Source organism: Fundicoccus culcitae (assembly GCF_024661895.1).
Lineage (GTDB): Bacteria > Bacillota > Bacilli > Lactobacillales > Aerococcaceae > Fundicoccus_A > Fundicoccus_A culcitae.
Map to the genome: position 1 here is coordinate 14,703 of NZ_CP102453.1, position 24,976 is coordinate 39,678.

25 protein-coding genes are annotated in these 24,976 nt (G+C 37.4%); 22 read left to right on the forward strand and 3 right to left on the reverse strand.

Annotated features, from left to right (window positions below):
* Positions 1 to 69 precede the first annotated feature (69 nt).
* The 10 genes from ylxM to NRE15_RS00110 all read left to right on the forward strand — a co-directional run bounded on the left by ylxM (position 70) and on the right by NRE15_RS00110 (position 7,330).
* On the forward strand, positions 70 to 393 hold the full coding sequence (ylxM, locus tag NRE15_RS00065; RefSeq protein WP_313793604.1) for a YlxM family DNA-binding protein: 324 nt from the start codon (positions 70 to 72) through the stop codon (positions 391 to 393).
* A gap of 29 nt (positions 394 to 422) precedes the next feature.
* Positions 423 to 1,907 carry a signal recognition particle protein gene (gene ffh, locus NRE15_RS00070; protein WP_313793605.1) on the forward strand — a complete coding sequence of 495 codons (1,485 nt, stop codon included), beginning with the start codon at positions 423 to 425 and terminating at the stop codon, positions 1,905 to 1,907.
* A gap of 87 nt (positions 1,908 to 1,994) precedes the next feature.
* On the forward strand, positions 1,995 to 2,264 hold the full coding sequence (gene rpsP, locus NRE15_RS00075; protein WP_313793606.1) for a 30S ribosomal protein S16: 270 nt from the start codon (positions 1,995 to 1,997) through the stop codon (positions 2,262 to 2,264).
* Between the two features lie 31 nt (positions 2,265 to 2,295).
* On the forward strand, positions 2,296 to 2,556 hold the full coding sequence (locus NRE15_RS00080; RefSeq protein ID WP_313793607.1) for a KH domain-containing protein: 261 nt from the start codon (positions 2,296 to 2,298) through the stop codon (positions 2,554 to 2,556).
* 96 nt (positions 2,557 to 2,652) lie between these two features.
* Positions 2,653 to 3,180: a ribosome maturation factor RimM gene (gene rimM, locus NRE15_RS00085; RefSeq protein WP_313793608.1), complete on the forward strand. Its 528-nt coding sequence runs from the start codon at positions 2,653 to 2,655 to the stop codon at positions 3,178 to 3,180.
* Positions 3,170 to 3,895 (forward strand): tRNA (guanosine(37)-N1)-methyltransferase TrmD, encoded by a 726-nt coding sequence (gene trmD / locus NRE15_RS00090; RefSeq protein ID WP_313795014.1) that lies wholly within the window; start codon positions 3,170 to 3,172, stop codon positions 3,893 to 3,895. The genes rimM and trmD overlap by 11 nt, the downstream gene beginning before the upstream one ends.
* A gap of 135 nt (positions 3,896 to 4,030) precedes the next feature.
* Positions 4,031 to 4,378: a 50S ribosomal protein L19 gene (gene rplS, locus NRE15_RS00095; RefSeq protein ID WP_313793609.1), complete on the forward strand. Its 348-nt coding sequence runs from the start codon at positions 4,031 to 4,033 to the stop codon at positions 4,376 to 4,378.
* 704 nt (positions 4,379 to 5,082) lie between these two features.
* Positions 5,083 to 5,880, forward strand: coding sequence for a sugar phosphate isomerase/epimerase family protein (locus NRE15_RS00100; protein WP_313793610.1), 798 nt, complete (start codon positions 5,083 to 5,085; stop codon positions 5,878 to 5,880).
* 71 nt (positions 5,881 to 5,951) lie between these two features.
* Positions 5,952 to 6,386: a hypothetical protein gene (locus NRE15_RS00105; protein ID WP_313793611.1), complete on the forward strand. Its 435-nt coding sequence runs from the start codon at positions 5,952 to 5,954 to the stop codon at positions 6,384 to 6,386.
* Between the two features lie 17 nt (positions 6,387 to 6,403).
* A complete protein-coding gene (locus NRE15_RS00110; protein ID WP_313793612.1) occupies positions 6,404 to 7,330 on the forward strand; it encodes a YitT family protein in 927 nt (308 codons plus the stop codon).
* Positions 7,331 to 7,430: 100 nt separating this feature from the next.
* Here NRE15_RS00110 and NRE15_RS00115 read toward each other — a convergent pair whose 3' ends face one another.
* Positions 7,431 to 8,258, reverse strand: coding sequence for a Cof-type HAD-IIB family hydrolase (locus NRE15_RS00115; protein ID WP_313793613.1), 828 nt, complete (start codon positions 8,256 to 8,258; stop codon positions 7,431 to 7,433).
* Between the two features lie 153 nt (positions 8,259 to 8,411).
* Here NRE15_RS00115 and NRE15_RS00120 point away from each other — a divergent pair, with 153 nt between their 5' ends.
* The 8 genes from NRE15_RS00120 (at position 8,412) to NRE15_RS00155 (ending at position 18,562) form a co-directional block, all read left to right on the forward strand.
* Positions 8,412 to 8,738 carry a metal-sulfur cluster assembly factor gene (locus tag NRE15_RS00120; protein WP_313793614.1) on the forward strand — a complete coding sequence of 109 codons (327 nt, stop codon included), beginning with the start codon at positions 8,412 to 8,414 and terminating at the stop codon, positions 8,736 to 8,738.
* A gap of 19 nt (positions 8,739 to 8,757) precedes the next feature.
* Positions 8,758 to 9,147, forward strand: a complete 390-nt coding sequence (locus tag NRE15_RS00125; protein ID WP_313793615.1) for a hypothetical protein — start codon at positions 8,758 to 8,760, stop codon at positions 9,145 to 9,147.
* A gap of 131 nt (positions 9,148 to 9,278) precedes the next feature.
* Complete coding sequence (gene clpB / locus NRE15_RS00130) at positions 9,279 to 11,897, forward strand: ATP-dependent chaperone ClpB (RefSeq protein ID WP_313795015.1); 2,619 nt, start codon at positions 9,279 to 9,281, stop codon at positions 11,895 to 11,897.
* 227 nt (positions 11,898 to 12,124) lie between these two features.
* Positions 12,125 to 13,105, forward strand: a complete 981-nt coding sequence (locus NRE15_RS00135) for an aldo/keto reductase (protein WP_313793616.1) — start codon at positions 12,125 to 12,127, stop codon at positions 13,103 to 13,105.
* 147 nt (positions 13,106 to 13,252) lie between these two features.
* Positions 13,253 to 15,862 (forward strand): hypothetical protein, encoded by a 2,610-nt coding sequence (locus NRE15_RS00140; RefSeq protein ID WP_313793617.1) that lies wholly within the window; start codon positions 13,253 to 13,255, stop codon positions 15,860 to 15,862.
* Positions 15,849 to 16,703 carry an ABC transporter ATP-binding protein gene (locus NRE15_RS00145; RefSeq protein WP_313793618.1) on the forward strand — a complete coding sequence of 285 codons (855 nt, stop codon included), beginning with the start codon at positions 15,849 to 15,851 and terminating at the stop codon, positions 16,701 to 16,703. The genes NRE15_RS00140 and NRE15_RS00145 overlap by 14 nt, the downstream gene beginning before the upstream one ends.
* Positions 16,704 to 16,937: 234 nt before the next feature.
* On the forward strand, positions 16,938 to 17,936 hold the full coding sequence (locus NRE15_RS00150) for a tRNA dihydrouridine synthase (RefSeq protein ID WP_313793619.1): 999 nt from the start codon (positions 16,938 to 16,940) through the stop codon (positions 17,934 to 17,936).
* A gap of 119 nt (positions 17,937 to 18,055) precedes the next feature.
* The gene (locus tag NRE15_RS00155; RefSeq protein WP_313793620.1) at positions 18,056 to 18,562 is read left to right on the forward strand and encodes an SRPBCC domain-containing protein; all 507 of its coding nucleotides are present in this window, start codon (positions 18,056 to 18,058) and stop codon (positions 18,560 to 18,562) included.
* Between the two features lie 257 nt (positions 18,563 to 18,819).
* Here NRE15_RS00155 and NRE15_RS00160 read toward each other — a convergent pair whose 3' ends face one another.
* Both NRE15_RS00160 and NRE15_RS00165 read right to left on the reverse strand, forming a co-directional pair.
* Complete coding sequence (locus tag NRE15_RS00160; protein WP_313793621.1) at positions 18,820 to 18,972, reverse strand: hypothetical protein; 153 nt, start codon at positions 18,970 to 18,972, stop codon at positions 18,820 to 18,822.
* 35 nt (positions 18,973 to 19,007) lie between these two features.
* Positions 19,008 to 19,883 carry a helix-turn-helix domain-containing protein gene (locus tag NRE15_RS00165; RefSeq protein WP_313793622.1) on the reverse strand — a complete coding sequence of 292 codons (876 nt, stop codon included), beginning with the start codon at positions 19,881 to 19,883 and terminating at the stop codon, positions 19,008 to 19,010.
* 134 nt (positions 19,884 to 20,017) lie between these two features.
* Here NRE15_RS00165 and NRE15_RS00170 point away from each other — a divergent pair, with 134 nt between their 5' ends.
* From NRE15_RS00170 to NRE15_RS00185, 4 genes are all read left to right on the forward strand, one after another.
* On the forward strand, positions 20,018 to 20,719 hold the full coding sequence (locus tag NRE15_RS00170) for a DUF4386 domain-containing protein (RefSeq protein ID WP_313793623.1): 702 nt from the start codon (positions 20,018 to 20,020) through the stop codon (positions 20,717 to 20,719).
* Between the two features lie 152 nt (positions 20,720 to 20,871).
* Complete coding sequence (locus NRE15_RS00175) at positions 20,872 to 21,870, forward strand: ornithine cyclodeaminase family protein (protein WP_313793624.1); 999 nt, start codon at positions 20,872 to 20,874, stop codon at positions 21,868 to 21,870.
* A gap of 34 nt (positions 21,871 to 21,904) precedes the next feature.
* Positions 21,905 to 22,384 carry an SRPBCC family protein gene (locus NRE15_RS00180; protein ID WP_313793625.1) on the forward strand — a complete coding sequence of 160 codons (480 nt, stop codon included), beginning with the start codon at positions 21,905 to 21,907 and terminating at the stop codon, positions 22,382 to 22,384.
* Positions 22,385 to 24,263: 1,879 nt separating this feature from the next.
* Positions 24,264 to 24,950: a YitT family protein gene (locus NRE15_RS00185; protein WP_313793626.1), complete on the forward strand. Its 687-nt coding sequence runs from the start codon at positions 24,264 to 24,266 to the stop codon at positions 24,948 to 24,950.
* The last annotated feature ends 26 nt before the right edge of the window (positions 24,951 to 24,976 follow it).

Consider the following 24,976-nt stretch of genomic DNA (forward strand, 5'->3'; position numbering starts at 1 on the left):
AAACGTGGTAAAATAGGGAGAGCTAGAGGTATTTATTAATAAGGTTTTGGATTTGAATAGGGGTGACACATGTCATTAGAAAAAACAATTTATATCGGTAGTTTGTTTTCAATATATAAACCCTTATTAACTGAAAAACAACAAGAAATGTTATCTTTGTATTATGAAGAAGACTTTTCGTTAAGTGAAATAGCGGATCAATTTGGTATTAGTCGCCAGGGTGTAAGAGATAATATTCGACGCGGCGAAAATCAATTGCAAAATTATGAAGCAGCTTTAAGTATGCATGCAAATCGGATAAAACGATTGAGCCTTTTAGATGAACTGCAAGCGCAAGTTGATGAACCAAATTTACGCCGTTTAATTGAACAATTAAAACAAATAGAAGAATAAAATAAGTAGTAAAAGGATGAGGTTATCATATGGCATTTGAAGGATTGTCAGAACGTCTTCAGTCGGCAATAAGCCAAGTGGGTAAAGGCGGTCGTATTACTGAAGCTGATTTAAAACAAATGATGCGTGAAATCCGGTTAGCATTATTAGAAGCGGACGTTAACTTTAAAGTTGTAAAAACATTTGTTAAACGAGTCAATGATCGTGCATTGGGATCGGATGTACTAGAATCATTATCACCTGCGCAACAAGTTGTGAAAATTGTAGATGAAGAGCTAACCGCTTTGATGGGTGGGGAACATGTCCCATTAAATTATTCAAAACAACCCCCAACCATCATTATGATGGTTGGTTTACAAGGGGCTGGTAAAACAACGACGGTTGGTAAACTGGCTAATTATGTTTCAAACGATGGACACAAAAAACCTTTATTAGTAGCTGCTGACGTCTATCGGCCGGCAGCCATTGATCAATTACAAACGATTGGGCAACAGTTAGATTTTGAAGTGTTTCAATTAGGCACCCAAGCCAATCCAGTTGATATTGCAAAACAGGCGGTAGAACAAGCGCGTAGAAACGGTAATGAGGTTGTTATCATTGATACGGCTGGCCGTTTACATGTTAATGAAGAGTTAATGGAAGAGCTGCGTCAGATTAAACAAGCCGTTCAGCCACATGAAATACTATTAACCGTTGATGCGATGACGGGGCAAGATGCTGTCAATGTTGCGCAAGCTTTCAATGACTCCTTAGATATTACAGGGGTTGTTATTACAAAGCTGGACGGTGATACACGTGGTGGGGCTGCCTTGTCGATTCGTTCGATTACCGATAAACCGATTAAGTTTACGGGTCAAGGTGAAAAATTAGATGATTTAGATGTTTTCTATCCTGATCGTATGTCTAGCCGGATCCTCGGTATGGGCGATATGATGACTTTAATTGAAAAAGCCCAACGGGATTTTGATGAAACGCGTGCCGCTGAATTATCAGATAAAATCAAAGATGCTTCTTTTGACTTCAATGATTTTGTTGAACAGTTAGATTCAGTTAATAAAATGGGTTCGATTAAGGATATTATTAAAATGATTCCTGGTTTAAGTAATATTCCTGGTTTGAATGAAGCGGATATTGATGAGAAGGATATGGTACGTGTTAAGGCCATTGTTCAATCAATGACCCCACATGAAAGAGAAAACCCCGATATTATTTCCCAAAGTCGTCGTCGTAGAATAGCTGCTGGTTGTGGTCAAACGTTAGCGGATGTTAATCGGATGATTAAGCAATTTAACCAAACGCGCGAATTGATGAGTCAAATGTCTAATGGAAAATCTAAAGGGATGCGTAAGATGATGAACCAAATTGGCCAACTGCAACAAGGTGGCGGAATGGGGAATCAAACGACTATGCCAAATGTCAGTGATCGTTCATTTATGACGCCTGAGCAATTACAAAAAGAAGCAGATAACAAAAAAATTCAACGCCGACTTAAAAAGTTGAAAAAGAGAAAATAATTTTGCCTGTAAAGCAAAAACACTTTACAGTTGGAAAGTAATCTGATAGAATTACTAATTGTGATTGAACTACTCGGAGGTGAAGAAATGTCAGTTAAAATTCGTTTAAAACGTATGGGTTCTAAAAAATCCCCATTTTACCGTATTGTTGTTGCAGACTCTAGAAGTCCACGTGATGGCCGTATCATTGAAAAAATTGGTACGTATAATCCCGTAACAGATCCTGCTACCTTAACTATTGAAGAAGATTTAGCTTTAAAATGGTTATCTAATGGTGCACAGCCATCTGATACTGTACGTAATTTGTTATCTTCTCAAGGTATTATGCAAAAATTCCATGAAAGCAAACAAAAGTAACCCATCGTTAATAAGTAAAGGAAGTAATTAAATGCCTAACATTGAAGCTTTATTGATGACGATAATAGAACCTTTGGTCGCTTACCCAGATGACTTGTCTATCGTAGTTGAAGATACAGATGAATTTACTGAATATCATATCCATTTAAATCCTGAGGATATTGGACGTGTGATTGGTAAAAAAGGTCGCGTAGCTCGTGCTATTCGGACAATCATCTATAGTATTCGCACAAACGATGGAAAACGTTCGCGTGTTGTTATTGCTAACGATAACGAAGATGAAACAGCATAATGTAAAGCTCTAGTTAGATATTTATTTGTCTAACTAGAGTTTTTTTACAGAGATATTTATTTTCTTGGTTTTAGGTTTTTGAAAAGAGGTTCGTAAATGACAAAATATAAAATTGCCCGGATTGTTAATACTCATGGAATTAAAGGACAACTAAAAATCATTGCGGATACTGATTTTGTTGAGGAGCGTTTTGCAAGTGGCAATCGTTTGAGTATCGTTAAAGATGATAAGGTCTTACAAGAGGTACACGTTGCTTCAATTATTCAAAGTAAAGGGACGTATATTGTTGCTTTTGATGAATTTCATAATATTAATGAGGTGGAAGTATTTAAAGGTGCTTGGTTAGCGATTGATGAAGATCAGCAGGAAGTTTTAGATGATGACAGTTATTACCACCATCAAATTGTTGGGCTCAAGGTAGTTACCACTGAAGGTGTTGAGCTAGGGACCATTAAAGAAATTTTGGCGCTAGGGTCGAATGATGTCTGGGTAGTTAAAAGGAAAGAAAATGGCAAGAAGGATGCTTTAATTCCCTTTATTAAAGATGTGGTGAAAGATGTTGATTTGGATCGTCAAGTAGTTGTTATTGAACTTATGGAAGGACTCATTGATGATGCAGATTGATATCTTGACCTTATTTCCCGAAATGTTCCAACCACTCAATATCTCTTTGATGGGGCAAGCGCAAGTTAATGAATTAGTCACCATAAATACCCATGATTTTCGGCAATTTGCCGTTAATAAGCACGGCCATGTGGATGACTATCTTTATGGTGGTGGGGCTGGGATGTTATTACGCGTTGAACCCATTGTTGAAATGTTAGAATCGATCGAGAAAAAACCGGATACGCGTATCATTTTAGTGGATCCAATCGGTAAGCCTTTTAAGCAAGCAATGGCTCAAGAATGGTCGCAAGCCGATCAGTTGATATTTATTTGTGGGCATTATGAAGGATATGATGAGCGTGTGAGGTCGTTTGTTACCGATGAAGTGTCCTTAGGAGATTTTGTTTTAACTAATGGTGAAATGCCGGCCATGGTGATGATTGATGCGACTGTGCGTTTGATTCCTGAGGTTTTAGGTAATCAAGCCTCGATTGTCCAAGAATCGTTTCAACGAGATTTATTGGAACATCCGCAATATACGCGGCCAAGAGAGTATCGTGGGATGGAAGTACCGGAAGTCCTTTTAAGTGGCAATCATCAAAAGATTGAAGAGTGGAAGACGAAAGAAGCTCTTCGTCGGACTTGGCAAAGACGTCCTGAGTTGCTTGAAACGGCTGAATTAACAGAGACTGAAAAACAGTGGCTAAAGGCTATTCAAGCAGAAGAATTATAGGAAAAAGACGATTTTTCACTTTACATTCTATGAAAATTTAGTATAATATTACAAGTGGTCTAAAGACCCTTAATTAACGATATTCCGCTAAATTGTTTAAGCTTTTTAAGAATATTTGTTGAAAGGAGAAAGAAAATGAGTCAAATTATTGATAAAATTACTCAAGCTCAATTACGTAATGATATCCCTGAATTCCGTCCTGGAGATACCGTAAGAGTACATGCCATGATCGTCGAAGGCGAACGTGAACGTATTCAATTATATGAAGGATTAGTTATTAAACGTCGTGGCGCTGGAATCAGCGAAACCTATACGGTACGTAAGATTTCTAACGGTGTTGGTGTCGAAAGAACATTCCCAGTTCATTCACCACGTGTTGCCAAAATTGAAGTTGTACGTAAAGGTAAAGTCCGTCGTGCTAAACTTTACTATATCCGTAAATTATCTGGTAGAGCTGCGCGTATCCAAGAGCGTGGAAGATAATCGTTCTCTTTTAAATACTGATCCAGTCAACGTTTGTTGGCTGGTTTTTTTGTGATTAAATATCATTGCTTCAAAATATAGATGATAGGTGGGTAGAACGGTGGTGTTGCGCGCGCACATATTCGGGCATTTGTTGTGAGCGAGATGTGGCGCGCACACATATTCGGGCATTTGTTGTGAGCGTGATGTGTGGCGCACACATATTGGAGCATTTGTTGTGAGCGTGAACCTAAGCGGGAAATATGTAACCATTTAATAAACTACAAATTAGGCTATTTGGTTATGAAATTAGGAATTTGGTGACCGATTAGCTTTATTTAACGTTCGCTCTCATCAAGCTTACGGACTAGCGCGCGACAACTCCAAGCAAATTTGTCTCGCGGCCATATAGCGCGCGACAACTCCAAGCAAATTTGTCTCGCGGCCATATAGCGCGCGACAACTTCTAGCAAATTTGTCTCGCGGCCATATAGCGCGCGACAACTCCGAGCAAACTTGTCTCGCGCTCAGTAGATTCCTAAGCTGCATCTCTTCTAATCTCTTCTCATCACTCCTCATTTCTTCCCAATTACATTTAAGGATAAATAACAACACTCCTACTTTGTCAAAATGCACAATTTTTTCAATGGCAATCACGTGCCTAGCGTGCCTAAGTATCATATAATGAGCTTTAGAGATGACTACATAGAAAAGGTGAGATTTATATGAAGATTGCGATGTTCAATGCGCATATTAATGATGCAGTGCGGCAAAGTGGGAAGAGCCGGCGGGATATTTTGGCGATGTTGCGAGCTAAAGGGGTTACGGCGTTAGAGTATGGAATCCAAGAATTGGAAGATTTAGAGGCAGTCAAGGCAGAACTAGCAGAATTTGATTTGGCGATTTGTTCGATCTATGAGCATTGTCATTTTGAAGAGGGTGGACTAGTAAACCTTAGGATAGTTGATGTGGCAGAAGAGCTTGGCGTTGACAAGTTGTTAATCGTTCCTGGTTTCTTACAAGATGGGATTTCCAAAGAGCTTGTCTTAGAAAACTGTGTCCAAGGTCTGCGTGATTTAATCAATGACGCACAAGATAAAGAAATAACAATAACGATTGAACCTTTTGATTCTGAAGATAGCGTGATGCCAGATGTTGAGAGCTTATTGTTCTTTGGTAATCAACTTGCTGAATTAGCTTACACTTTCGATACAGGGAATTTTATTTATAGTGGTGAAGATGTTTTGCTAGCCTTTGATCAATTGTCCCAGCGCATTGTTCACGTTCATATGAAAGATCGAACCGATCAAGCTATCCAAGGAGCTAATCCGACAATCTTACCAAATGGTCAAAAACTATATGCAACAGCCGTTGGACACGGAATAATGCCAATGGCAACAATCATTAAAAAATTAAAAGAAATGAATTATCAAGGTTATTTAACCGTTGAGCACTTTGATGCTGGGGACTATTTACAGACAATGTTGGACTCGGTTGATTGGTTAAACCAAGAATTGAAATAAACTTTTACGAAAAATAGATTATTTGTTATACTGAATGAGCACGATGAATTATTATTAAAAGGAGTTTTGACATGTCATTAAAAGAAAATTTCGAAGCAATATTAACAGAAAAAAAATTACCTTCTAATTATAGAGAAATTGAGAACGGACATCATTTATATCGTTTTCAATTTAGAGTGACTAAAACTACGGCCTTAGTTGTCGAAGTAATCATTCAAAATACAGATAAACCGTCTTCAGATGCACAAATTATCTTCAGAAATATCCATTCAGTTATGGATTATAATAAACGTGGTGAAGCGTTAGAACTAATTAATGAACTGAACGAAATGAAAACAGGCTACTACAGTTTATTTTTAGCTGGGGATGGTGAAATTTTCTTAAGAAGTCTTTTACGGATGACAGAGGATGCGACCCCATTATACGAAACCATTGTCTTTGGTTCAGGGATTTCACGCAATTTAAAAGTAGAACTAGATAAAGTTTTAGGGACAAGACCAGAATGAGAAAGCGAGATTAGTAAGTGATTAATCAATATTTAAGTAATAATCCTAAAGCCAATTTTGTTTTTCAACTCATCATCGCCTTATTTTCAGCAACTTGTTTTGGGGTCGCTTTAAATATGTTCTATATTCCGGGGAATGTTTACAGTAGTGGTGTGACAGGTTTAGCACAATTGTTGGCCTATTTTACGCAACAAACACCCTTTGGACATATTTTGAATACCGCAAATTTGTATTTCCTACTAAATGTTCCCTTATTAATTTTATCATGGTTAAAATTAGGTAGACATTTTACTTTAATGACCATCCTAGTGGTCATTTTAACCACAATCATGACCAACGTCATCCCGACTGTGGGTGTATCACAAGAACCTTTATTAAATGCTATCATTGGGGGCGTTATATCGGGGATTGGTGCTGGTACGGTGATTAAGTATGGGATGTCCGGTGGGGGCTTAGATATTTTAACGATTTATTTATCACGGGTAACATCGATGAATGTCGGCTCTTTAACATTTTTAATCAATTTGATTGTCATTTTTGGATCAGGTATTCTATTTAATTGGGAAGTAGCCTTATTCTCGCTAATTGCCATTTATGTTTCAGGCCGCATGATTGATACGATTCATACAAATGAACAACGACTGACTGTTTTTATTGTGACGAATAACACGACGGAGATGTTACGTAATATTCATCAACGTCTTGTCCGTGGAGTCACCATTTTGGATGGCCGCGGAGGTTATACAGGCGAAAATAGGGATGTTCTAATGGTTGTTATTAACCGTTACGAATTGCACTCACTCCAATTGATAATCGCCGAAACTGACCCTAAAGCATTTGTGAATATCATCCAATCAACGAAAGTGATCGGGCATTACTTAAATAAAACACAACAATTAGAAATGCGAGAAGAAGTAAGACTTCGTGAGCAAATGATTGTCTAATCCGATTAGGTATTTATTTTCAAATATACATAACAAAATCCGAATGTGAATAATTATAGTGCTCTTACTATAATTAACCCATTCGGATTTTTACAACCATTTAATACAAATCAGACTGTTTAATATCAAAATACTCTAATAAATATTTGGCTAAGCCTTCTTCATCATTGGTATAACTTGTTTGATCTTTAGCAACGGCTTTAACTTCGTCAATTGCATTTTTCATGGCAACACCATGACCCGCGTATTGGATCATTTCAACGTCGTTATCCTCATCACCAAATGCTAAAATGGCGTCTTGTGGAATCCGGTGAAATTCAGCAATGGCTTGGACACCAACGGCTTTATTAATTCCTTTGCGGACAATTTCTAAACAAGGCAATTGTCCCCCCCAGGTTCTGACAGACACTTCATCACCATATCGATCAGTGATATTTTTGGCAATATGATCTAAACGATTATCGGATGAAAAAACGGTTAGCGCAGTGGGGTTATAAGTCAGAGATTCACGCGAAAGGCGTGCAATTTGATCGAGATTAAAGGGGTCATAAGGACTGTCGGGTAAATTCATGGAAGAGGTAAATAGCTGATTACGACCTTCTGCCATCAATAAGTCTATTTCGAGTTCTTTTTGATGTGCAAATAAATCAAAAGCAATTTCACGGTCGAGTGCAATGTGGTAGGAAGGGATATAGCTACTGTGATTAGGAAAATGGCATAAAGCGCCGTTAAAGTTTACGATTGGGGCAGCGATATTGAGTTCACGGTAGATTTGTTCACTATTACGATAAGGTCTACCCGTTACAATGCTGACTAGGTGGCCTAATTCATTCAGCTGTCTTAAGGTTCGAATGGTTAATTCGGATAATTTTGATTGGTTATTTAGGGTTGTGCCATCTAAATCAATGGCAATCAGGTGTTGTTGCATATTTTATTGACTCCTTAAACATCATTTTAGGATATATTCATTCGATATATTATAACGAATTAATAAGAATTAGACAAATATCTTTAAATTATTCAACTTGAAGGTTAAACTATTAGACATAGGGTAGAAATTAAACAAAGAAAGGACAAATAAATGAATAACGTTTACGAGAATGGGGCATTACAGGAATTAGTTTATGAAGCATTAGAAAAAGTGATTGATCCGGAATTAGGGATTGATATTGTTAATTTAGGTTTAGTATATAATGTGGTGATTACCGAAGATGCTGTGTGTAAAATTGAAATGACATTAACTTCGATGGGTTGTCCTTTAATTGATGTGATTGATGCAGATATCAATCGTGAAGTGAAAAAAATAACCGAAATTAAGGACGTCGAAATCGAATTAGTGTGGTATCCAGCCTGGACACCTGAAAAAATGAGTCGTTATGCAAAGATAGCTCTCGGCATAAGGGCATAGAGGAGGGGATATTTATTAGATGAATGATAAACAGTTCATTACCTATTCAATTAATTTAGCAGATAAAGACAACCCTTTTTTGGATCAGTTTGAAATTAATTTGTTTTTACATGTCGATCGTTCAAGGATAGCAACGGATATTCGAACGAGTTTTCCTTATTTAATGCAGAAAGATCGCGAAAAGATTGATGCAATAGCTCAAGAAGCTTATGACCACTTTTTATCTCAAGAAGATAAAGAGTGTACTTTAAATCAATTAAGCCATATTCAAGCCTTAATTGATTGTTTTCAAACGTTATTGATCAAAGCGTATGCAAATGATGCGGGAATTATGATTGAAAGTATTGCGGTGGCGCTATATATTGAGACCTTTCAATCTGAATTTTCTTTGAAGAAAAAATTAAAATAAATATCAAAAAAATCTTGACCATTCCTGACTAATGAGTTATAATAGTAGTAAGCTCAATTAATGGGCTTTCTTTTAGGTCAAATTTTATTGACCAATTTTGACTAAACATACAAATTAACAAAGGATGTGAGATTATGATTGAAAAAATGACCACAACAATGCAAGAAAGTATTGCGCAAGCACAACAAGTAGCGGTGACGCGCAAACATCAACAAATTGATATTCCGCATTTATGGTTAATCTTTTTACAAGACAATCATTTTGCGTATCAACTTTACTTGGATTTAGGTACACCCATTGATGAATTTAAATCCTTGGTTGAAAATGAAATTGATAAAATCGCCAGTGTCACGGGTACTTCAGTACAATATGGACAAGCGATTAGTCAAAAATTAAATCAATTATTAATTGATGCCGATCAAATAGCAACCAAATTTAAAGATGAATATCTTTCTACTGAGACCGTGTTGTTAGCTCTTTATGACCAAAAACAACATCCATTTACAAAATTTTTAGTTAGTAAGGGTATTACGAAAGAGAAAATGCAAGAAAAAATAGAAACTTTGAGAGGAGGCGATCGTGTGACCAAACAAAACCAAGAAGAAACCTATGAATCATTGGAAAAATATGCAACCAATTTAAACGAAGCTGTTAAAGAAAACAAATTAGATCCAGTTATAGGACGTGATGAGGAGATTCGCGATGTTATTCGGATATTATCGCGTAAAACTAAAAACAACCCTGTCTTAATTGGTGAGCCTGGGGTAGGTAAAACAGCGATTGTTGAAGGCTTGGCCCATCGAATTGTAAGAAAAGATGTGCCAGAAAACTTAAAAGATAAACAAATTTACTCATTAGATATGGGTGCCTTGATTGCCGGGGCTAAGTACCGTGGGGAGTTTGAAGAACGGTTAAAAGCGGTCTTAAATGAAGTGAAGAAATCAGAAGGACAAATCATTTTATTTATCGATGAAATTCATACGATTGTTGGAGCGGGTAAAACCGAAGGTTCCATGGATGCCGGAAACATTTTGAAACCAATGTTAGCACGGGGTGAATTACACTGTATTGGTGCAACGACACTTGATGAATACCGTGAAAATATTGAAAAAGACAAAGCTTTAGAAAGACGTTTCCAACGTGTTATGGTCAAAGAACCAACCGTTGAAGATACCATTAGTATTTTACGTGGTTTGAAAGAACGTTATGAAATTCACCATGGGGTTAACATCCATGATAATGCTTTAGTAGCCGCTGCGACTTTATCAAACCGCTATATTACGGATCGGTTTTTACCGGATAAAGCCATTGACTTAGTCGATGAAGCTTGTGCAACTATTCGTGTTGAAATGAACTCCATGCCGACTGAAATGGACCAAGTGAATCGTCGGTTGATGCAATTAGAGATTGAAGAAGCCGCTTTGAAAAAAGAAACGGATGAAGCAAGTAAGAAACGTTTAGAAACACTTCGTGAAGAACTCGCTGACTTAAGAGAAGAAGCGAACACGCTTAAAATGCGTTGGGAAATTGAGAAAGAATCCATGAAAACCTTGAGTGATAAACGTCAAGAATTGGATTTAGCTAAACGACAATTGGAAGAAGCCGAAACAGATTATGACTTAGAAAAAGCAGCCGAACTTAGACACGGACGTATACCACAACTTGAAAAAGAATTAAAAGAGTTAGAAAAACAAGATGATGATAATGACACCAATCGTTTAACCCAAGAAAGTGTAACAGATGAAGATATCGCTAAAGTCGTCGGCCGTCTAACAGGTATTCCTGTCACTAAATTAGTCGAGGGTGAAAGAGAAAAATTACTTAGATTGGATGAAACCTTACACCAACGTGTTATTGGACAAGATGAAGCCGTTGAAAAAGTCAGCGAAGCTGTGCTTCGTTCACGGGCCGGTTTACAAAATCCAAATCGCCCAATTGGTTCGTTCTTATTCTTAGGACCTACTGGGGTAGGTAAAACGGAGTTAGCTAAAGCCTTAGCTGAAGCCTTGTTTGATGATGAGTCCCATATGATTCGAATTGATATGTCTGAATATATGGAAAAACACAGTGTGTCTCGTTTAGTCGGAGCACCTCCAGGATATGTCGGTTACGAAGAAGGCGGTCAATTGACCGAAGCAGTGAGACGGAATCCTTATTCCATTGTCTTGTTAGATGAAATTGAAAAAGCCCATCCGGATGTCTTTAATATTCTCTTACAAGTATTGGATGAAGGTCGATTAACGGATTCTAAAGGCCGTGTTGTCGATTTTAAAAACACTGTTTTAATTATGACAAGTAATATTGGTTCACACTTGTTGCTTGAAGGCGTTGATGAAAACGGAAAAATCGCTGATGAAACAGCCAAACAAGTCCGGGCTCTCTTGAACAGCCACTTTAAACCAGAATTTTTAAACCGTATTGATGATATTGTCTTCTTTACCCCATTAAGTATGGATCATATGAATAAAATTGTGTATAAAATGTTGGCAGGTTTGCAAGAGCGTTTAGCTGAACAAGACATTGAGTTAGACCTTGAACCCGAAGCCGCAAGTTGGTTAGCTGAAAATGGCTATGATCCTGTTTACGGATCACGACCATTAATGCGCTTTATCACGAAAGAGCTGGAAACACCGTTAGCCAAAGCGATTATTAAGGGCGATGTTCAACCGCATTCAATTGTAAAGGTATCTTTAGAAGATGACCATTTACATTTTGAAACTGAACCCATCGCAGAAGAACAAACCGTTTAATGATAATAAATATCACTGCTAGCGATTAAGTGAAGCAGGATATTTCATTCTGAATAGAATCCCCCTATATTTTTTTACAAACCAATCACAAAATGTGAGGTTGAGAAAAAGAATATAGGGGGATTTTTTGTGTTTATCATTGTGATTGAAAAGATAACGTGCGTAACTTGACTTGGAGTATACTCTAAGGCTTATAATATAATAAGTAAACCTAAGGAGGAATCAACATGCAATATGTGAAGTTTGGTCGCACGGGTATGGATGTATCACCGATTTGTTTAGGGGCAATGGGTTTTGGGGATCCAAATAGTGGTTTTCATGATTGGGTTTTAGAAGAAGAAGATAGTTTTAAAGTCATTAAGAAGGCTTTGGATTTAGGCATTAATTTTTTTGATACAGCTAATATTTATTCGTATGGGGCTAGTGAGAAAATTTTAGGGAAAGCTTTAAATGAATATGCTAACCGTGATGAAATTGTTGTAGCGACAAAGGCATATATGGGGATGAAGGATACGCCTAATAGTAAAGGTTTGTCGCGTAAAGCCTTAATGTATCAAATTGATCAAAGTTTGGAGCGTCTTCAAATGGATTATGTTGATTTGTATATTATCCATCGTTGGGATTATCATACGCCCATTGAAGAAACGATGGAAGCCTTGCATGATATAGTGAAATCAGGTAAGGTGCGTTATATTGGGGCATCAGCGATGTATGCTTGGCAATTTTCCAAAGCACAACATGTGGCTGAAAAATATGGTTGGACACAGTTTGTTTCTATGCAAAATCATATGAACTTATTATATCGTGAAGAAGAACGTGAAATGATGCCACTTTGTGATGACCAAAAGATTGCCGTAACGCCTTATAGTCCTTTGGCTGCTGGCCGTTTAACGCGAGACTGGGGTGCAGAGACGAAACGATACGCCACGGATAAAACCGCTGTGGCAAAATATGATAGTACGCAAGCACAAGATCAAGGCATAGTCCAAAGAGTGGCTGAAATTGCTGAGCAAAAGGGCGTCTTACGTTCGCAAGTCGCTTTAGCTTGGTTATTACAAAAACCATCGGTGGTTGCGCCAATTATTGGAGCGACTAAGGAAAGCCACTTGGAAGATGCTGTGGGAGCTATTGACTTAGTGTTAAGTAAGGAAGAGGTCGCTTATCTGGAAGAATTGTATGTCCCACATAAAGTAACAGGTGCCATATAATATAAATAATTTAACGAAATTCAGGACTTTCAAGTATAGAGGAAAATCTTTTCTATACTTGAAAGTTCTTTTTTTGTTATTGTTTTTATATAAAAAGATAGGTATAATTGAAATGGTTACAAAAATAAATATGATAGGAGGTATGGCGTGTATCGTCTTAAATTTGAGTTTAAAAAATTAAGTGATAAAAGGATGTGGATTGTCTTCTTATTCATACCTGTACTTGTCATGTCCGCAAATGGTTTATATCACTATTTTAATCCTGAAAATGTGCGTTCTAAAGAAATGCGCATGGCTAACACTTTACAATCAGATTTTTCTTGGCGTATTGGTGAAAATTATTTTGCAAATTTAGAACGTATTTATTATTATGACGGAAATGCTCCGGAGTTAACGGAAGAAGAACAACGTATAGAAGAATTACTGGACGCTGGTGAACGTGCTCGCTTTATTTATAGTGCCGATTCATGGTATGAAAAATGGGACACGGTAAATCAGGCTAAAAGTGAAATTTGGCAAATACTCATTGAGTTAGATGAATTGGGGGTCCCCACCTCAGTGATGGATGGGCAAGCCTTGCGTAGTGAAAAAATTAAAATTGATTGGCTGGTTGACAATGACGTTGGTTTTCTGAATCCTGACAAGACCTCCTTAAGTGCGTTTGTTTTGAATAACAGTTTTGATATTTTATTAAGCCTACCAGCCATTTTTTTAATTATATTCTTTTTTGGTATACCTATTCTAGATGAAACCTTTCACCATCGTTATAATTTTACTAAGGTTTTACCCATAAAAAGAAAGCAAATTTTCGGTAGTAAGTTTGCTAGTTATTTACTTCTGTTATTTATTTACTTAGGTGTAGCTATCTTAATGACGCTTGTCATCAATGTTCTCTTTGACGATGTATCATTAATGACGCAACTCTCGTATCCATTGGTCACGCAAACGCCAGCCGGTTTATTTCAAATTAGTTTAGGGCAAATGTTACTTTTCCGCATATTATTTTTTGTGCTATTGAATTTCTTGATGCTTTTTAGCATTTATATCCTTTCCGTTTTTTGGTCAAATATGTTAAGCAATACCATTATGGTTGGTTTTGTTTCCATTATTGCTTTAATTATTGTCCAAGGTAATAAAGAAAATTATCGTGCATGGAATGTCTTTGCTTGGCTCGATCCTTCTGGCTTTATTGAAGTGAATAGCCAAACGACTATTTATCTTGTCTTGCTAATATTATTTATTTTAATGGGTCTGGCAGCTTATTTGGTTATTCACTTACTAACATGGGTTAATCGCAATCGTTCCAGCAAATTATATCGGGGGCTCAAACCTTCAAGTAATACGTTTCTAATTAAACATGAATGGATGAGTTTTACGCGTGACAAAAGTCTGTTATATAGTCTATTTGGCATACTCATTCTTTCTGTCTATTTAGGCACAATCGCCCAACAAGAACAAAATCAACGCGAGCAAGCTTTTCTTACCACGGTTGAGCAATATTCCTCAATGGTTGATGAACGCATTGCAAGTACTCCGCAAATGATTGAGGAACTAGAATTGTTAGTCGAGATTTCCATTGAACCTGATTTAACGCAATACCAAACACTATTGGATACGTATAAGAATGAAACCACTCCTTTTCTTGAACGTGAAAGGGAAAAGGTGGATCGGGTATTAGCAGGCGAATATGATATCTGGTTAGATTATGAGAAAACCTTGGTTGAAAGTGATCGTGATTATGTGGTTAATCCAAGCAATAGTTTGATTGAAAGTCCATTCACAACCATCCCTGCTATATCGAATCATATTTTCATTCCAAATGCAGTAATTAACGATGCTCTGTTTCAGTGGAAAGAAAGCTATCAATTACCATTCATTTTACCAGGAGCTCCTTACAAGACGGCGCTATTACCAACTTACGAAGTATCCCCACGCAGTGGGGAAGGTCAACCCCCACAAGGGATTGATTACAATTCTTTTGAAAGGTATCTTAATGCCCGTCAAGGGGAACACAATTTATTGAGTGGTTTAAACCTTTCGGTAGACCTTTTAAATAAATATCTCTACCTCTTTATATGGCTTATTTTAGCCGTCTTCTTCATGCTCAATTATGTGAAAGAGTGGGATCTAAATCAAACCATTCGGTTTATCAAAGTATTGCCCGTGAAAATACGGCAGATATTTACAAATAAAACGATAGCGAGTCATTTAACCTCGGTATCTATTGTACTAGTCGCTATGCTAGTGGTATTTATTATTGGAACGCTTTTAGGTGGGGTTGGATTTGTCAACTTTCCATTTGTGCGCTATATACCCAAATTTATCGGTGATTTGACGAAGAACGAGGAGGTATTTATTCGAATTCCAACCTATAATCAGTACTTTACGATTGTTCCGCTATGGAGGTACTTGTTAGAGGGGTTAGGGTTGTTGCTATTACTGACGGTCTTTATCAATCAAGTGGTTCATTTTATGTCACTCCTGGTTAAAAAGCGCTGGGTGACTTTAGCTGTAAGTGGCATCGTGCTGGTGCTTGGCTATGCATTGGTGGCGGTTTATCCACAAGCTTGGATGCAATTTTTACCATTCCATTATTTAAATATCCCTGATATTCTAACCGGTTTAACAGCTTTCGAGCAGGATTTTACAATGATGAATCCCTATTATGGGATGGGGATTATCTTGTGTTATATTATTGTGTTTGAGTGTATCAATCGAATTTTGGTCAGAAAGGATGAACGACGTGATATCCGTTAATCAGTTAACTAAAACGTATGGTCAAAAAGTGATCTTAGATCAAGTGAGCTTTGAGATAGGTGCTGGTGAAATGGTTGGCTTAATTGGGCCAAATGGTGTCGGGAAAACGACTTTATTATCTATTATGATGGGCTTGATTAAAGCAGACTCGGGAACCGTCGCGATTGCTAGGATTGATCATAGAGACGTGAATATGTATCGCAAGGTAGGTTTTATGCAAGATAACACGGTTTTGTACCCCCATTTAACGGGTTACGATCATTTGGCGTATGTGGCAAATGCGCATGGTTTGCAGGATGAGGCCATTGAGAGGATTAGTTTGCGTGTCGGCAACCATGCTTATTTGCATCAAAAAGTGGAAGAATATTCATTAGGGATGAAGCAACACTTATTGTTTGCCTGCGCAATTATTCATCAACCGGATGTGCTGTTGTTAGATGAACCTTTTAATGGATTAGATCCTACGAGTTTAATTAGAATTAGGGATTTAATTATTGAATTAAGTGAACAGCAGGGGGTAACCGTCTTTTTATCCTCACATAATTTAGATGAAATCGATCGTATGACAAAGAAAATCTTTTTCTTGAATAATGGCGTAATTATTCATAAACAGCTCCAAAATTATGAGGAAGACCAGTATTTGTTGACCTTAGATCATGCTGTCGTCGTCGATGCTAGCCAAGCGGGCGTCGAACAGATCAATAGCAAGCAGTTATTGGTTGAAGCTGTGTTGCTAGAAGAAGTATTGAAACATTTAAGTGGCTTAGGGGTGCATATTCAAGCGATTGATCGCCAAACGGTTGGTAGTGAGAAACTGTATCGAGAAATTTATCAGATTTGAGGTTACTAGGAAGTAACGAACCGAGTTCATGTGTATTAATGACTTTAATTTTAGTAATATATGTTTTTTCCAATCCGGGTCTAAATCGCGTTAGAGTATTTGGGTGTTACTATAATCCCTCTATTTTTTTCTTTAACTAACTGTAATATAGAAAAATTTAATTTTCATTTTAACGGAAAATTTGATACAATTAGATTACTGTATACAACCAATAGAAAAAGAAGGGAATCGATTATGACAGAAGTAAAAAATTTTTGGCAAACATTGCCTAAACCATTTTTTGTTCTAGCACCAATGGAAGATGTAACAGATGTGGTTTTTCGCCATGTGATTAGTCACGCAGCAAAGCCAGATGTTTTTTTCACTGAATTTACTAATAGTGAAAGCTATTGTCATCCCGATGGGATTGAAAGTGTGCGTGGTCGATTAACCTTTACGGAAGATGAACATCCTATTGTAGCGCATATTTGGGGAGACAAGCCTGAATATTTTCGTCAAATGAGTATCGGTATGGCTGAGATGGGCTTTGATGGGATTGATTTAAATATGGGCTGTCCAGCACCTAACGTATTTAAACACGGTCGTGGAGCCGGTTTAATCCTCCGACCTGAAATCGCCGCTGACCTTATTCAAGCAGCCAAAGCCGGAGGATTACCGGTCAGTGTAAAAACACGTTTAGGCCATCGACATCTGGGTGAATGGCGCGAGTGGTTGACACACCTATTTGAACAAGATATTGCCAACTTGTCCATTCATTTGCGAACTAAAGTTGAAATGAGTAAAGTGGATGCACACTGGGATTTAATACCTGAAATTAAACGTTTACGTGATGAAATTGCTCCGCAAACATTATTAACGATTAATGGGGATATCCCCAATCGGCAAGTAGGCATGGAATTAGTTGATAAATATGGCATTGATGGCGTGATGATTGGACGTGGTGTCTTTCATAATCCCTTTGCGTTTGAAACTGAAAATAGAGACCATAGTCGTACCGAACTTCTAGATTTATTCCGTTTTCATTTAGATTTGTTTGATCAATATACTAGTGATGATCCGCATTTATTTAAACCGCTCCGTCGCTTTTTCAAAATCTATATCCGTGAGTTTCGCGGAGCAGGTGATTTACGTGTCCAGCTGATGGATACCGAATCAACCGATGAAGTAAGAGCACTATTAAAAGCATTTGAATTGGCCTATCCAGAAACACCTTTGGTCACTTCAAATAAATAACTTTCCTAAGCCAAAGTGATATTGATTAAAATATTCTTTGGCTTTTTAGTTTTTTATTTTTGCGCCTATCGACTGTACGTGGTAAGCTTAGTCCGAAGTTAACGGAGGAGGAATGTACAATGGTTCAAGCCAAAGTAACGCAAGCGGGCAGTCAGTTAAAAGTAGAAGGTATTTTCAACGCGCCACAAATGACGGTTTTTAGAGCCTATACCGACGATACGTTATTGAAACAATGGTGGTCGCCAGATGGCTGGGAGACAACGACGAGTCAAATGGATTTTAGAGAAGGGGGTCAATGGTTTTATATCATGACCTGTACCGATCCTGAAAGTGAAACATATGGACAGACATCAAGCGGCTTAACCACTTACAGTGAGATTAAGGCGCCTGAATCCTACCAATTTACGGATGCTTTTACAGATGAAGCTGGTAATATAAATGAAGCAATGCCTTTATTGAAAGGTAGTTATCAGTTTGAAAGTCTCGGGACACAAACAAAAGTAATCAATATCACAGAATTGAATAGTCCGGAAGAAGTGAAACAATTACTTGATATGGGGATGATAGAAGGGCTAGAAGGCACTTGGAGAAAATTGGAACGCTTGTTGATGACGCTAACAGATTAAACTTAAACAAAAAGACGTACTCAGAAATGTTGGTGAACTGAGTACGTCTTTTATGTTCATTTGTCGTGTAGATATAAAAGTATAAAATTATTTAAGGAGGTTATCTACAAAATATAGTATACCATACTTAAATTAAAATAGGAAGATAAAATGAAAAATAAATGAGAAAATCATTGATTAATTAAATATTCATTAACTTTATCTTTGCTGACGATAAATCCATGTTGGCAAATAGGACAGCTAACAACGTATTGTGATTAAATATTGAAAAGAGGTAAGAAAAATAAAGAGAATTTTTTACCAACTTTTTTACCTTGGTAAGTAACGACATTATGACAGTTTTCGCATTCTGCATGTATTGATGTCGGACCTAAATCTTCTGAAAAACCTTTTGTTCCCCATACAATCATAAAAAACACTCCTTAAAAAATTATTATTTCAAAATTTATGCTAACAATTCCATATCTAATTCATTGGCTTTTATCGGCACAAACAACTGATAAGGTTGATATAAGTCATGAATATTATCAAACCGCTGAATCATATTAATATCGGCATTGCCAGATTCTTGTTTAGTTATTTTCAAAAACCGTGCATAGTCCGATTGTAAAACCGTCTCCATTTCTAATAGGTTGCCTGTGTAATTAAAAGAGGCCATTAATAAATCTGGCACCTCAACCGTGAAAAAATAGGGGAGATCCAATTTAAATTCACGATCAATGCCAATAATCACATTAAATGTCGTCGATTGGGGCATGCATTCTGAAAAAATAACGTAACCGGGACTTTGTAATTTTGGATCAAGTAAGGCTAAAAACTGATTAGCATGCTGGGTGATTTTTAAACGATAATCGTCAACCGCTAAATCGACCTGAAAAACTAAGCCACTAACTTTAAAGCTCTCGAGTTGAATGATTGAAAAATTCGAAACAATATCACCGTTGATGTTTTTTAGAGGGCGTCGGATTAATGGCGGGATGTCAGTGGTCATAATTTCAGTAGGTTTGGTAATTAATTCGCTAGGTGTCAGATGATAATACTTTTTAAAAGCGCGGGTAAAGGCAGAAGGGGTCGAAAAATTTAGTTGATTCGTAATGGTAGTAATATTCCAATCGGTCATTTGAATTAACTTAACTGCTCTGTTTAAGCGACGACTTAAGACATAATCATTGAAGCGAATGCCCATAATGGCAGTGAATAAACGATGATAATAGAATTTAGAATAATTGAAATATTGGGCAACATCATTCAGCGAGAGGGGTTCTTCAACGTTATTTTCAATAAATTTTAAAGAGGCTTCAATCAACTCATAGGGATCCATATTACACCTACTTTCTTTTTTTCAGTATAGCGAATGAAAAAAATATAATCAATTAATACAGCAAGATTTGGACAGTGGCGGTGTGATATTTATTATACACTAACAGTAGAACAATTAGAGAGGAGTAAAAACCAATGACAAAGGAAAGAACATACGCCGTCATTATTGGTATCTTTTACATTTTAGCATTTGCATCGTCTGTTATAGCGGTGATTTTATATCAACCAATCAACAATCCCTTAGATTGGTATCATGTGGCTAGTAATGGCGAGGTCAATCAGGTATTATGGGGTGTTCTAAACGATGTTTTATTGTTAGTTTCGGCTGTAGGTACGACTGTGTTTTTAGCACCTTATTTAGCTAAGTATGATAAACAACTAGCCCTTGCCTATTTTAGTTTTCGTTTTATGGAAGCTGTCTTCATTGCGATAGGCATTGTGAGCATGTTAGTGCTAGTAAGTTTAAGTCAACATTTCAACAGTGGATTCATTGATCATTCGGATTTATTAATTAGTTCAGGGTATGCATGGCAAGCGGTTCATCGTTGGATTATGATTTTAGGACCAAACTTGATGTTAGGAATAAATACAAGTCTGTATAGTTATCTCTTATTGAAAACAGAACTCGTCCCTAAACGCTTGGCCCAGTTTGGGTTAGTGACAGCAATAATGGTATTTGTGGCAGGGATATTAGACATGTTTGGTATCATTGAGCCCTGGTCAACGACCAAAGGACTTATTTCATTACCTGTCGGTATTTATGAAATGAGTTTAGCTATCTATTTAATCGTCAAAGGCTTTAAACCTAACGCCCTAATAACTATCACAAAAAATTAATTAATTAAAACTAAGGTTGAAAACTTAATCCATTCACCTTAGTTTTTTTTGTGTTAAATTATGCAATTTTGTTTATAAACGGTATAATGTAGATAGTAAATATTGGAATCCAGTCAAGTTTAGTATTAAAACAATCTGAAAAGGGGAAAATTATGACTAAATTGTTAAGCCAAGAAATGATTAAGCAATTAATTTCGATGAAAGAAGCCGTCGATATCATTGATAAAACATTTATAGGAATTGGTGAAGGAACCGTTGTTAACCCACCTAAAGTAAATTTAGATTTAGGACAGACGGGTGGTTATCCATATTATGATGGGTTTGTTAATGCCATGCCAGCTTATGTCGGCTGGAATGATTCAGCGGGTCTTAAATGGGTAGCCGGAGTTGCTGGTGAAAGAAAAGCCCAGGGCTTACCTTATATAAATGCTATGCTATTACTGATTGATCCTAAGTTGGGAGAGTTTGTGGCTGTTATGGACGGCACTTATATTTCTAATTTACGAACGGGGGCACAAACTGCCAGTGCCTTGAGCACTTTGACCGATAAAAAGCATCTGACAGTGGGTATGTTTGGTTCTGGGGTTCAAGCCCGCTTTCAAATCGAAGCTCTGGTGGAGCGCTTTGTCATTGACCGTTTAGTTATTTGGAACCACCGCCGTTCCACGGCCGAAAAATATGCAGAGGATGTTCGTTCTTTAGTTGATGGGGAAGTTATAGTTGTAGACAACCCAGAAGATGCCACGAAAAATGATGTGGTTATTACAGTGACTGGCGCCCATGAACCCATTATCACTAAAGAAATGATTGAACCTGGAACGATTGTGATGCCAATGGGATCATTCCAAGAAATAAGCGATGAATTGATTTTAGCAGCTGATTACTTGTATGTCGATCATGTTTACCAAGCATTACATCGTGGCGCATTAGAACATCTGACCGAAAAAGGTTTAATAACACCCGATGATGTCACCGCAACAATCGGAGAAGTGGCAGCTGGGAAAGTCGCAGTTGAAAATTTGGATGACGCAATCACGATTTTAATTCCGATTGGTATGGGGGCCATGGATGTGGCTGTTGGCGGTGAAGTATACAAAAAAGCTGTTGAACAGTCAATTGGCGAAGAATTTGAATTTATCACCTATGAGTAAAGGTTAGCTAATTGTTAATTAAGGAGAGGTATTAATGGATGTTCAATTTTATAAGGATGAGCAGGGTTTTTATCAACAAATAACAGAAATTATTCATGCTGAGATTGATGTCGTGTTCGCTTATTTAGCTACTAATAAAATTTCATTGTGGTTTCCTCAGCTATCCTATCAGCCTATAGATGGTGTCATCCATCTTGTGTTTGATATGGCGGGAGAAGGTCCAGATGAAGTCATGGCGATTTTAGACATACGGCAAGATGAATTTTTGAAATTTGAGTGGGGAGACGGCTACGTTCAATTTACCTTAGAAGAAACAGAAAACGGGACCTTAATCACTTTAGATGAATTTCTAACGCCATTATTCCCTAGTATCGCCAATGATTTTACTGGTTGGTATTATCAAATGAATAATATTCGAAATATTAGTGAAACTGATGACCCTTCACCTTTAGATGATTTTGATTTTAAAACATTAGAGTATCATACTGCGCAAGCTTTAGCTGCTTTGGAATAGCATGTCATATTTCTTGCGACAAATTCTTGGAGAACTCTAACTATCGCGATTTACGAACAACTAATTAAATTAGGTGGCGGGGTTAATGTATTTCCTCGCCATCAATTCATTTTGGTGGCGAAGTAGCTATGCCTCCTCGCCATCAATCTGAGTTTGTCCATTTAAACGCTTGAAATCAGTAATTATTATAAACGGAAGGTGAATAAACGTAAGTGTGTGTAGACCCGCGGGCCATCCGGATTTTACGAAGGCACGCGCTACATACCCGAAGGCCATCCCCGATTTCCGAAGGCACGCGCTACTTACCCGCGAGCCATCCCCGATTTCCGAAGGCACGCGCTGCATACCCGCGGGCCATCCGGACAATCCGAAGGCACGCGCTTACTTGGTCAGTCAATCAAATGGAGTAAGTGGAATTGTACGAAGTAAGTAGGAAATGTATTACCGAAAAATAGGCTACAATCAGGCTAATCGGTCATGAAGTCAGGTATTTGATGACCGATTTGCTTTATTCGATTGCCTTTCACTTCTCGCTTACAACGAGCAGTTGTTGATTGCGATACATCCACGCGATCAACAGCTGTTTTTCTTCGATGAATCATCACTATTTGATATTTTTGTAGGTATCTCTTGTTTAAAATGATTCTTTTTGCTACTGCTAAGGGAGCAGTGACCCGAATAAGCATTTACTTAATAATTAGTGTGATTTTCTTCTATAGGTGGACTATCATAGACTGGTGGTCACTTACTTCCTACTTACATCCAGATTATTTCTCATGACAGTAAACGCGCCCATTGCCACTCAGATTTTCCTCAATGAGATTAAACACAAATGACTAAAAATCGATAGGTTTGGTTATTCTGTCCAAAAACGAGGAGAAAAAGGACAGAATAGAGTTATTCTGTCCAAAAATGAGGAAAAAAAGGACAGAATAGAGTTATTCTGTCCAAAATAAGTAGAAAATAGGCCAGTATAGCTTTAATTCTCATTTGCAACCAATCTTAGGCTGACGGTCCGTCATTTCCAACTTACCTTGAGAGGCGGATGGTAAGCCCCAACGTAAGTGGGAAGTGCGTTTCGCGCTTACTTCCCTTATGACAATAAACGGACCCATTGTCACTCAGAATTTCCCTCATGACAATAAAACGCGTTAACTAAAGATAGCACGTCAAATGAAGGAAGAAGAGCCCCTCTACTAAGGATAATTTTAATTGCTGGCTAGCCAGCTATGTAAGCTTCGCCACCAAATTGAGAATAGGCTATCTAGCATGACACTGTGTCCGAAATCAACCTGTTCCTATACTTCCCACTTACGTACGAACGATCACTAGGCTTATTTAGACCTGAAAATAGTCATTAGGTATCAGGTGAGGTCTATTTAACGTTCATTCAATACGCGCTTGTGCTTATTGCTACACAAATCCAACGCCAACTAACTGAACCGACGACAAATAGCCACACAATCCCAGCTCCATCGCAATTCTTATATAAGCATATAAGAATAATCAAGCTATTTTTTATTATTTTCAAACTGCAATCGCTATCTTATAAACTTTTGTTGAAAATAGCTACCAGAAATATAAAAAAGATGCTATAATGAACTTGTTGAATTTTAGATTCGATGGTTGCTGGTCCGGTTGACCAGTAGTTTTTATCTGATGTCTACTGTCCGATAAAGAGCCTTGCAAATGCCTGATGTGGCATTTTAGGAGGCTAAAAAGGATGCTAGCAAGCTCAGAGTTTTTATAAGAAAAAATCAGCAAACAAAAAAGCATCAACTACCATCATAAGATTGCACAGTACGAGGATTACCTACGACCGCAGTCTTTTTTGCGTTGTAGACAACTCCCTCGTCAAATGATGAATAGGAGTGGAAATGTGCTAAGCAAATTGCTGAGCAAGTTGTCGTTGTCAAAAAAAGAGGTTTTACTGATTGCACTCGGTTGTTTAATTATGGCATTTGGTATTGTTAATGTTCATGGTCCATCTAAAATAACGGAAGGTGGAGTGATCGGTTTAGTTTTATTCTCAGATAAAGTTTTAGGACTTGATCCTTCTTTAATGAGTATTATATTAGATTTAGTTTGTTACATTTTAGGATTTTCGATGTTAGGTTGGACGTTTTTAAGAAAAGCACTCGTAGCCTCAGGTTTTTTTGCTATTTTTTATAAATTCTTCCTTTGGACGGGTCCAGTAATGATGAGTTTATACGATTATCCGATAATCGCTGCAGTTGTGGGTGGGATATTTATTGGTGTGGGTTGTGGTTTAGTGGTGACTCAAGGAGGAGCCGCTGGTGGCGATGATGCGCTGGCCATGGTGATTTCTAACCGGTTCAATATTTCGCTATCAAGAGCTTATTTGGTAACTGATGGAGTCGTTTTATTGCTTTCCTTAACCTATATTGCGCCAACGCGCTTGATTTATTCTTTACTGACGACTTTAGTTTCTTCCTTTTTAATTGGACAAATTGAAGTTAGAATTACCAAACCAACAAAAGCTATGGAAACCGTTAAAACACTAAAACCCGTTAACCCTGTTGAACACCCTCTAAGTAAAATTTAATTAAATATCTCTGCAGCTCACTCATG

Excerpts from the sequence above, each read along its gene's own strand:
- NRE15_RS00105 (WP_313793611.1), top strand. The coding sequence starts at position 5,952 with ATGTCATTAAAAGAAAATTTCGAAGCAATATTAACAGAAAAAAAATTA.
- NRE15_RS00125 (WP_313793615.1), top strand. The coding sequence starts at position 8,758 with ATGAATGATAAACAGTTCATTACCTATTCAATTAATTTAGCAGATAAA.
- rimM (WP_313793608.1), top strand. The coding sequence starts at position 2,653 with ATGACAAAATATAAAATTGCCCGGATTGTTAATACTCATGGAATTAAA.
- NRE15_RS00175 (WP_313793624.1), top strand. The coding sequence starts at position 20,872 with ATGACTAAATTGTTAAGCCAAGAAATGATTAAGCAATTAATTTCGATG.
- NRE15_RS00160 (WP_313793621.1), bottom strand. The coding sequence starts at position 18,972 with ATGATTGTATGGGGAACAAAAGGTTTTTCAGAAGATTTAGGTCCGACA.
- rpsP (WP_313793606.1), top strand. The coding sequence starts at position 1,995 with ATGTCAGTTAAAATTCGTTTAAAACGTATGGGTTCTAAAAAATCCCCA.
- NRE15_RS00150 (WP_313793619.1), top strand. The coding sequence starts at position 16,938 with ATGACAGAAGTAAAAAATTTTTGGCAAACATTGCCTAAACCATTTTTT.
- NRE15_RS00165 (WP_313793622.1), bottom strand. The coding sequence starts at position 19,883 with ATGGATCCCTATGAGTTGATTGAAGCCTCTTTAAAATTTATTGAAAAT.
- NRE15_RS00115 (WP_313793613.1), bottom strand. The coding sequence starts at position 8,258 with ATGCAACAACACCTGATTGCCATTGATTTAGATGGCACAACCCTAAAT.
- trmD (WP_313795014.1), top strand. The coding sequence starts at position 3,170 with ATGCAGATTGATATCTTGACCTTATTTCCCGAAATGTTCCAACCACTC.
- NRE15_RS00170 (WP_313793623.1), top strand. The coding sequence starts at position 20,018 with ATGACAAAGGAAAGAACATACGCCGTCATTATTGGTATCTTTTACATT.
- NRE15_RS00155 (WP_313793620.1), top strand. The coding sequence starts at position 18,056 with ATGGTTCAAGCCAAAGTAACGCAAGCGGGCAGTCAGTTAAAAGTAGAA.
- ylxM (WP_313793604.1), top strand. The coding sequence starts at position 70 with ATGTCATTAGAAAAAACAATTTATATCGGTAGTTTGTTTTCAATATAT.
- NRE15_RS00100 (WP_313793610.1), top strand. The coding sequence starts at position 5,083 with ATGAAGATTGCGATGTTCAATGCGCATATTAATGATGCAGTGCGGCAA.
- NRE15_RS00180 (WP_313793625.1), top strand. The coding sequence starts at position 21,905 with ATGGATGTTCAATTTTATAAGGATGAGCAGGGTTTTTATCAACAAATA.
- ffh (WP_313793605.1), top strand. The coding sequence starts at position 423 with ATGGCATTTGAAGGATTGTCAGAACGTCTTCAGTCGGCAATAAGCCAA.
- rplS (WP_313793609.1), top strand. The coding sequence starts at position 4,031 with ATGAGTCAAATTATTGATAAAATTACTCAAGCTCAATTACGTAATGAT.
- NRE15_RS00135 (WP_313793616.1), top strand. The coding sequence starts at position 12,125 with ATGCAATATGTGAAGTTTGGTCGCACGGGTATGGATGTATCACCGATT.
- NRE15_RS00120 (WP_313793614.1), top strand. The coding sequence starts at position 8,412 with ATGAATAACGTTTACGAGAATGGGGCATTACAGGAATTAGTTTATGAA.
- NRE15_RS00080 (WP_313793607.1), top strand. The coding sequence starts at position 2,296 with ATGCCTAACATTGAAGCTTTATTGATGACGATAATAGAACCTTTGGTC.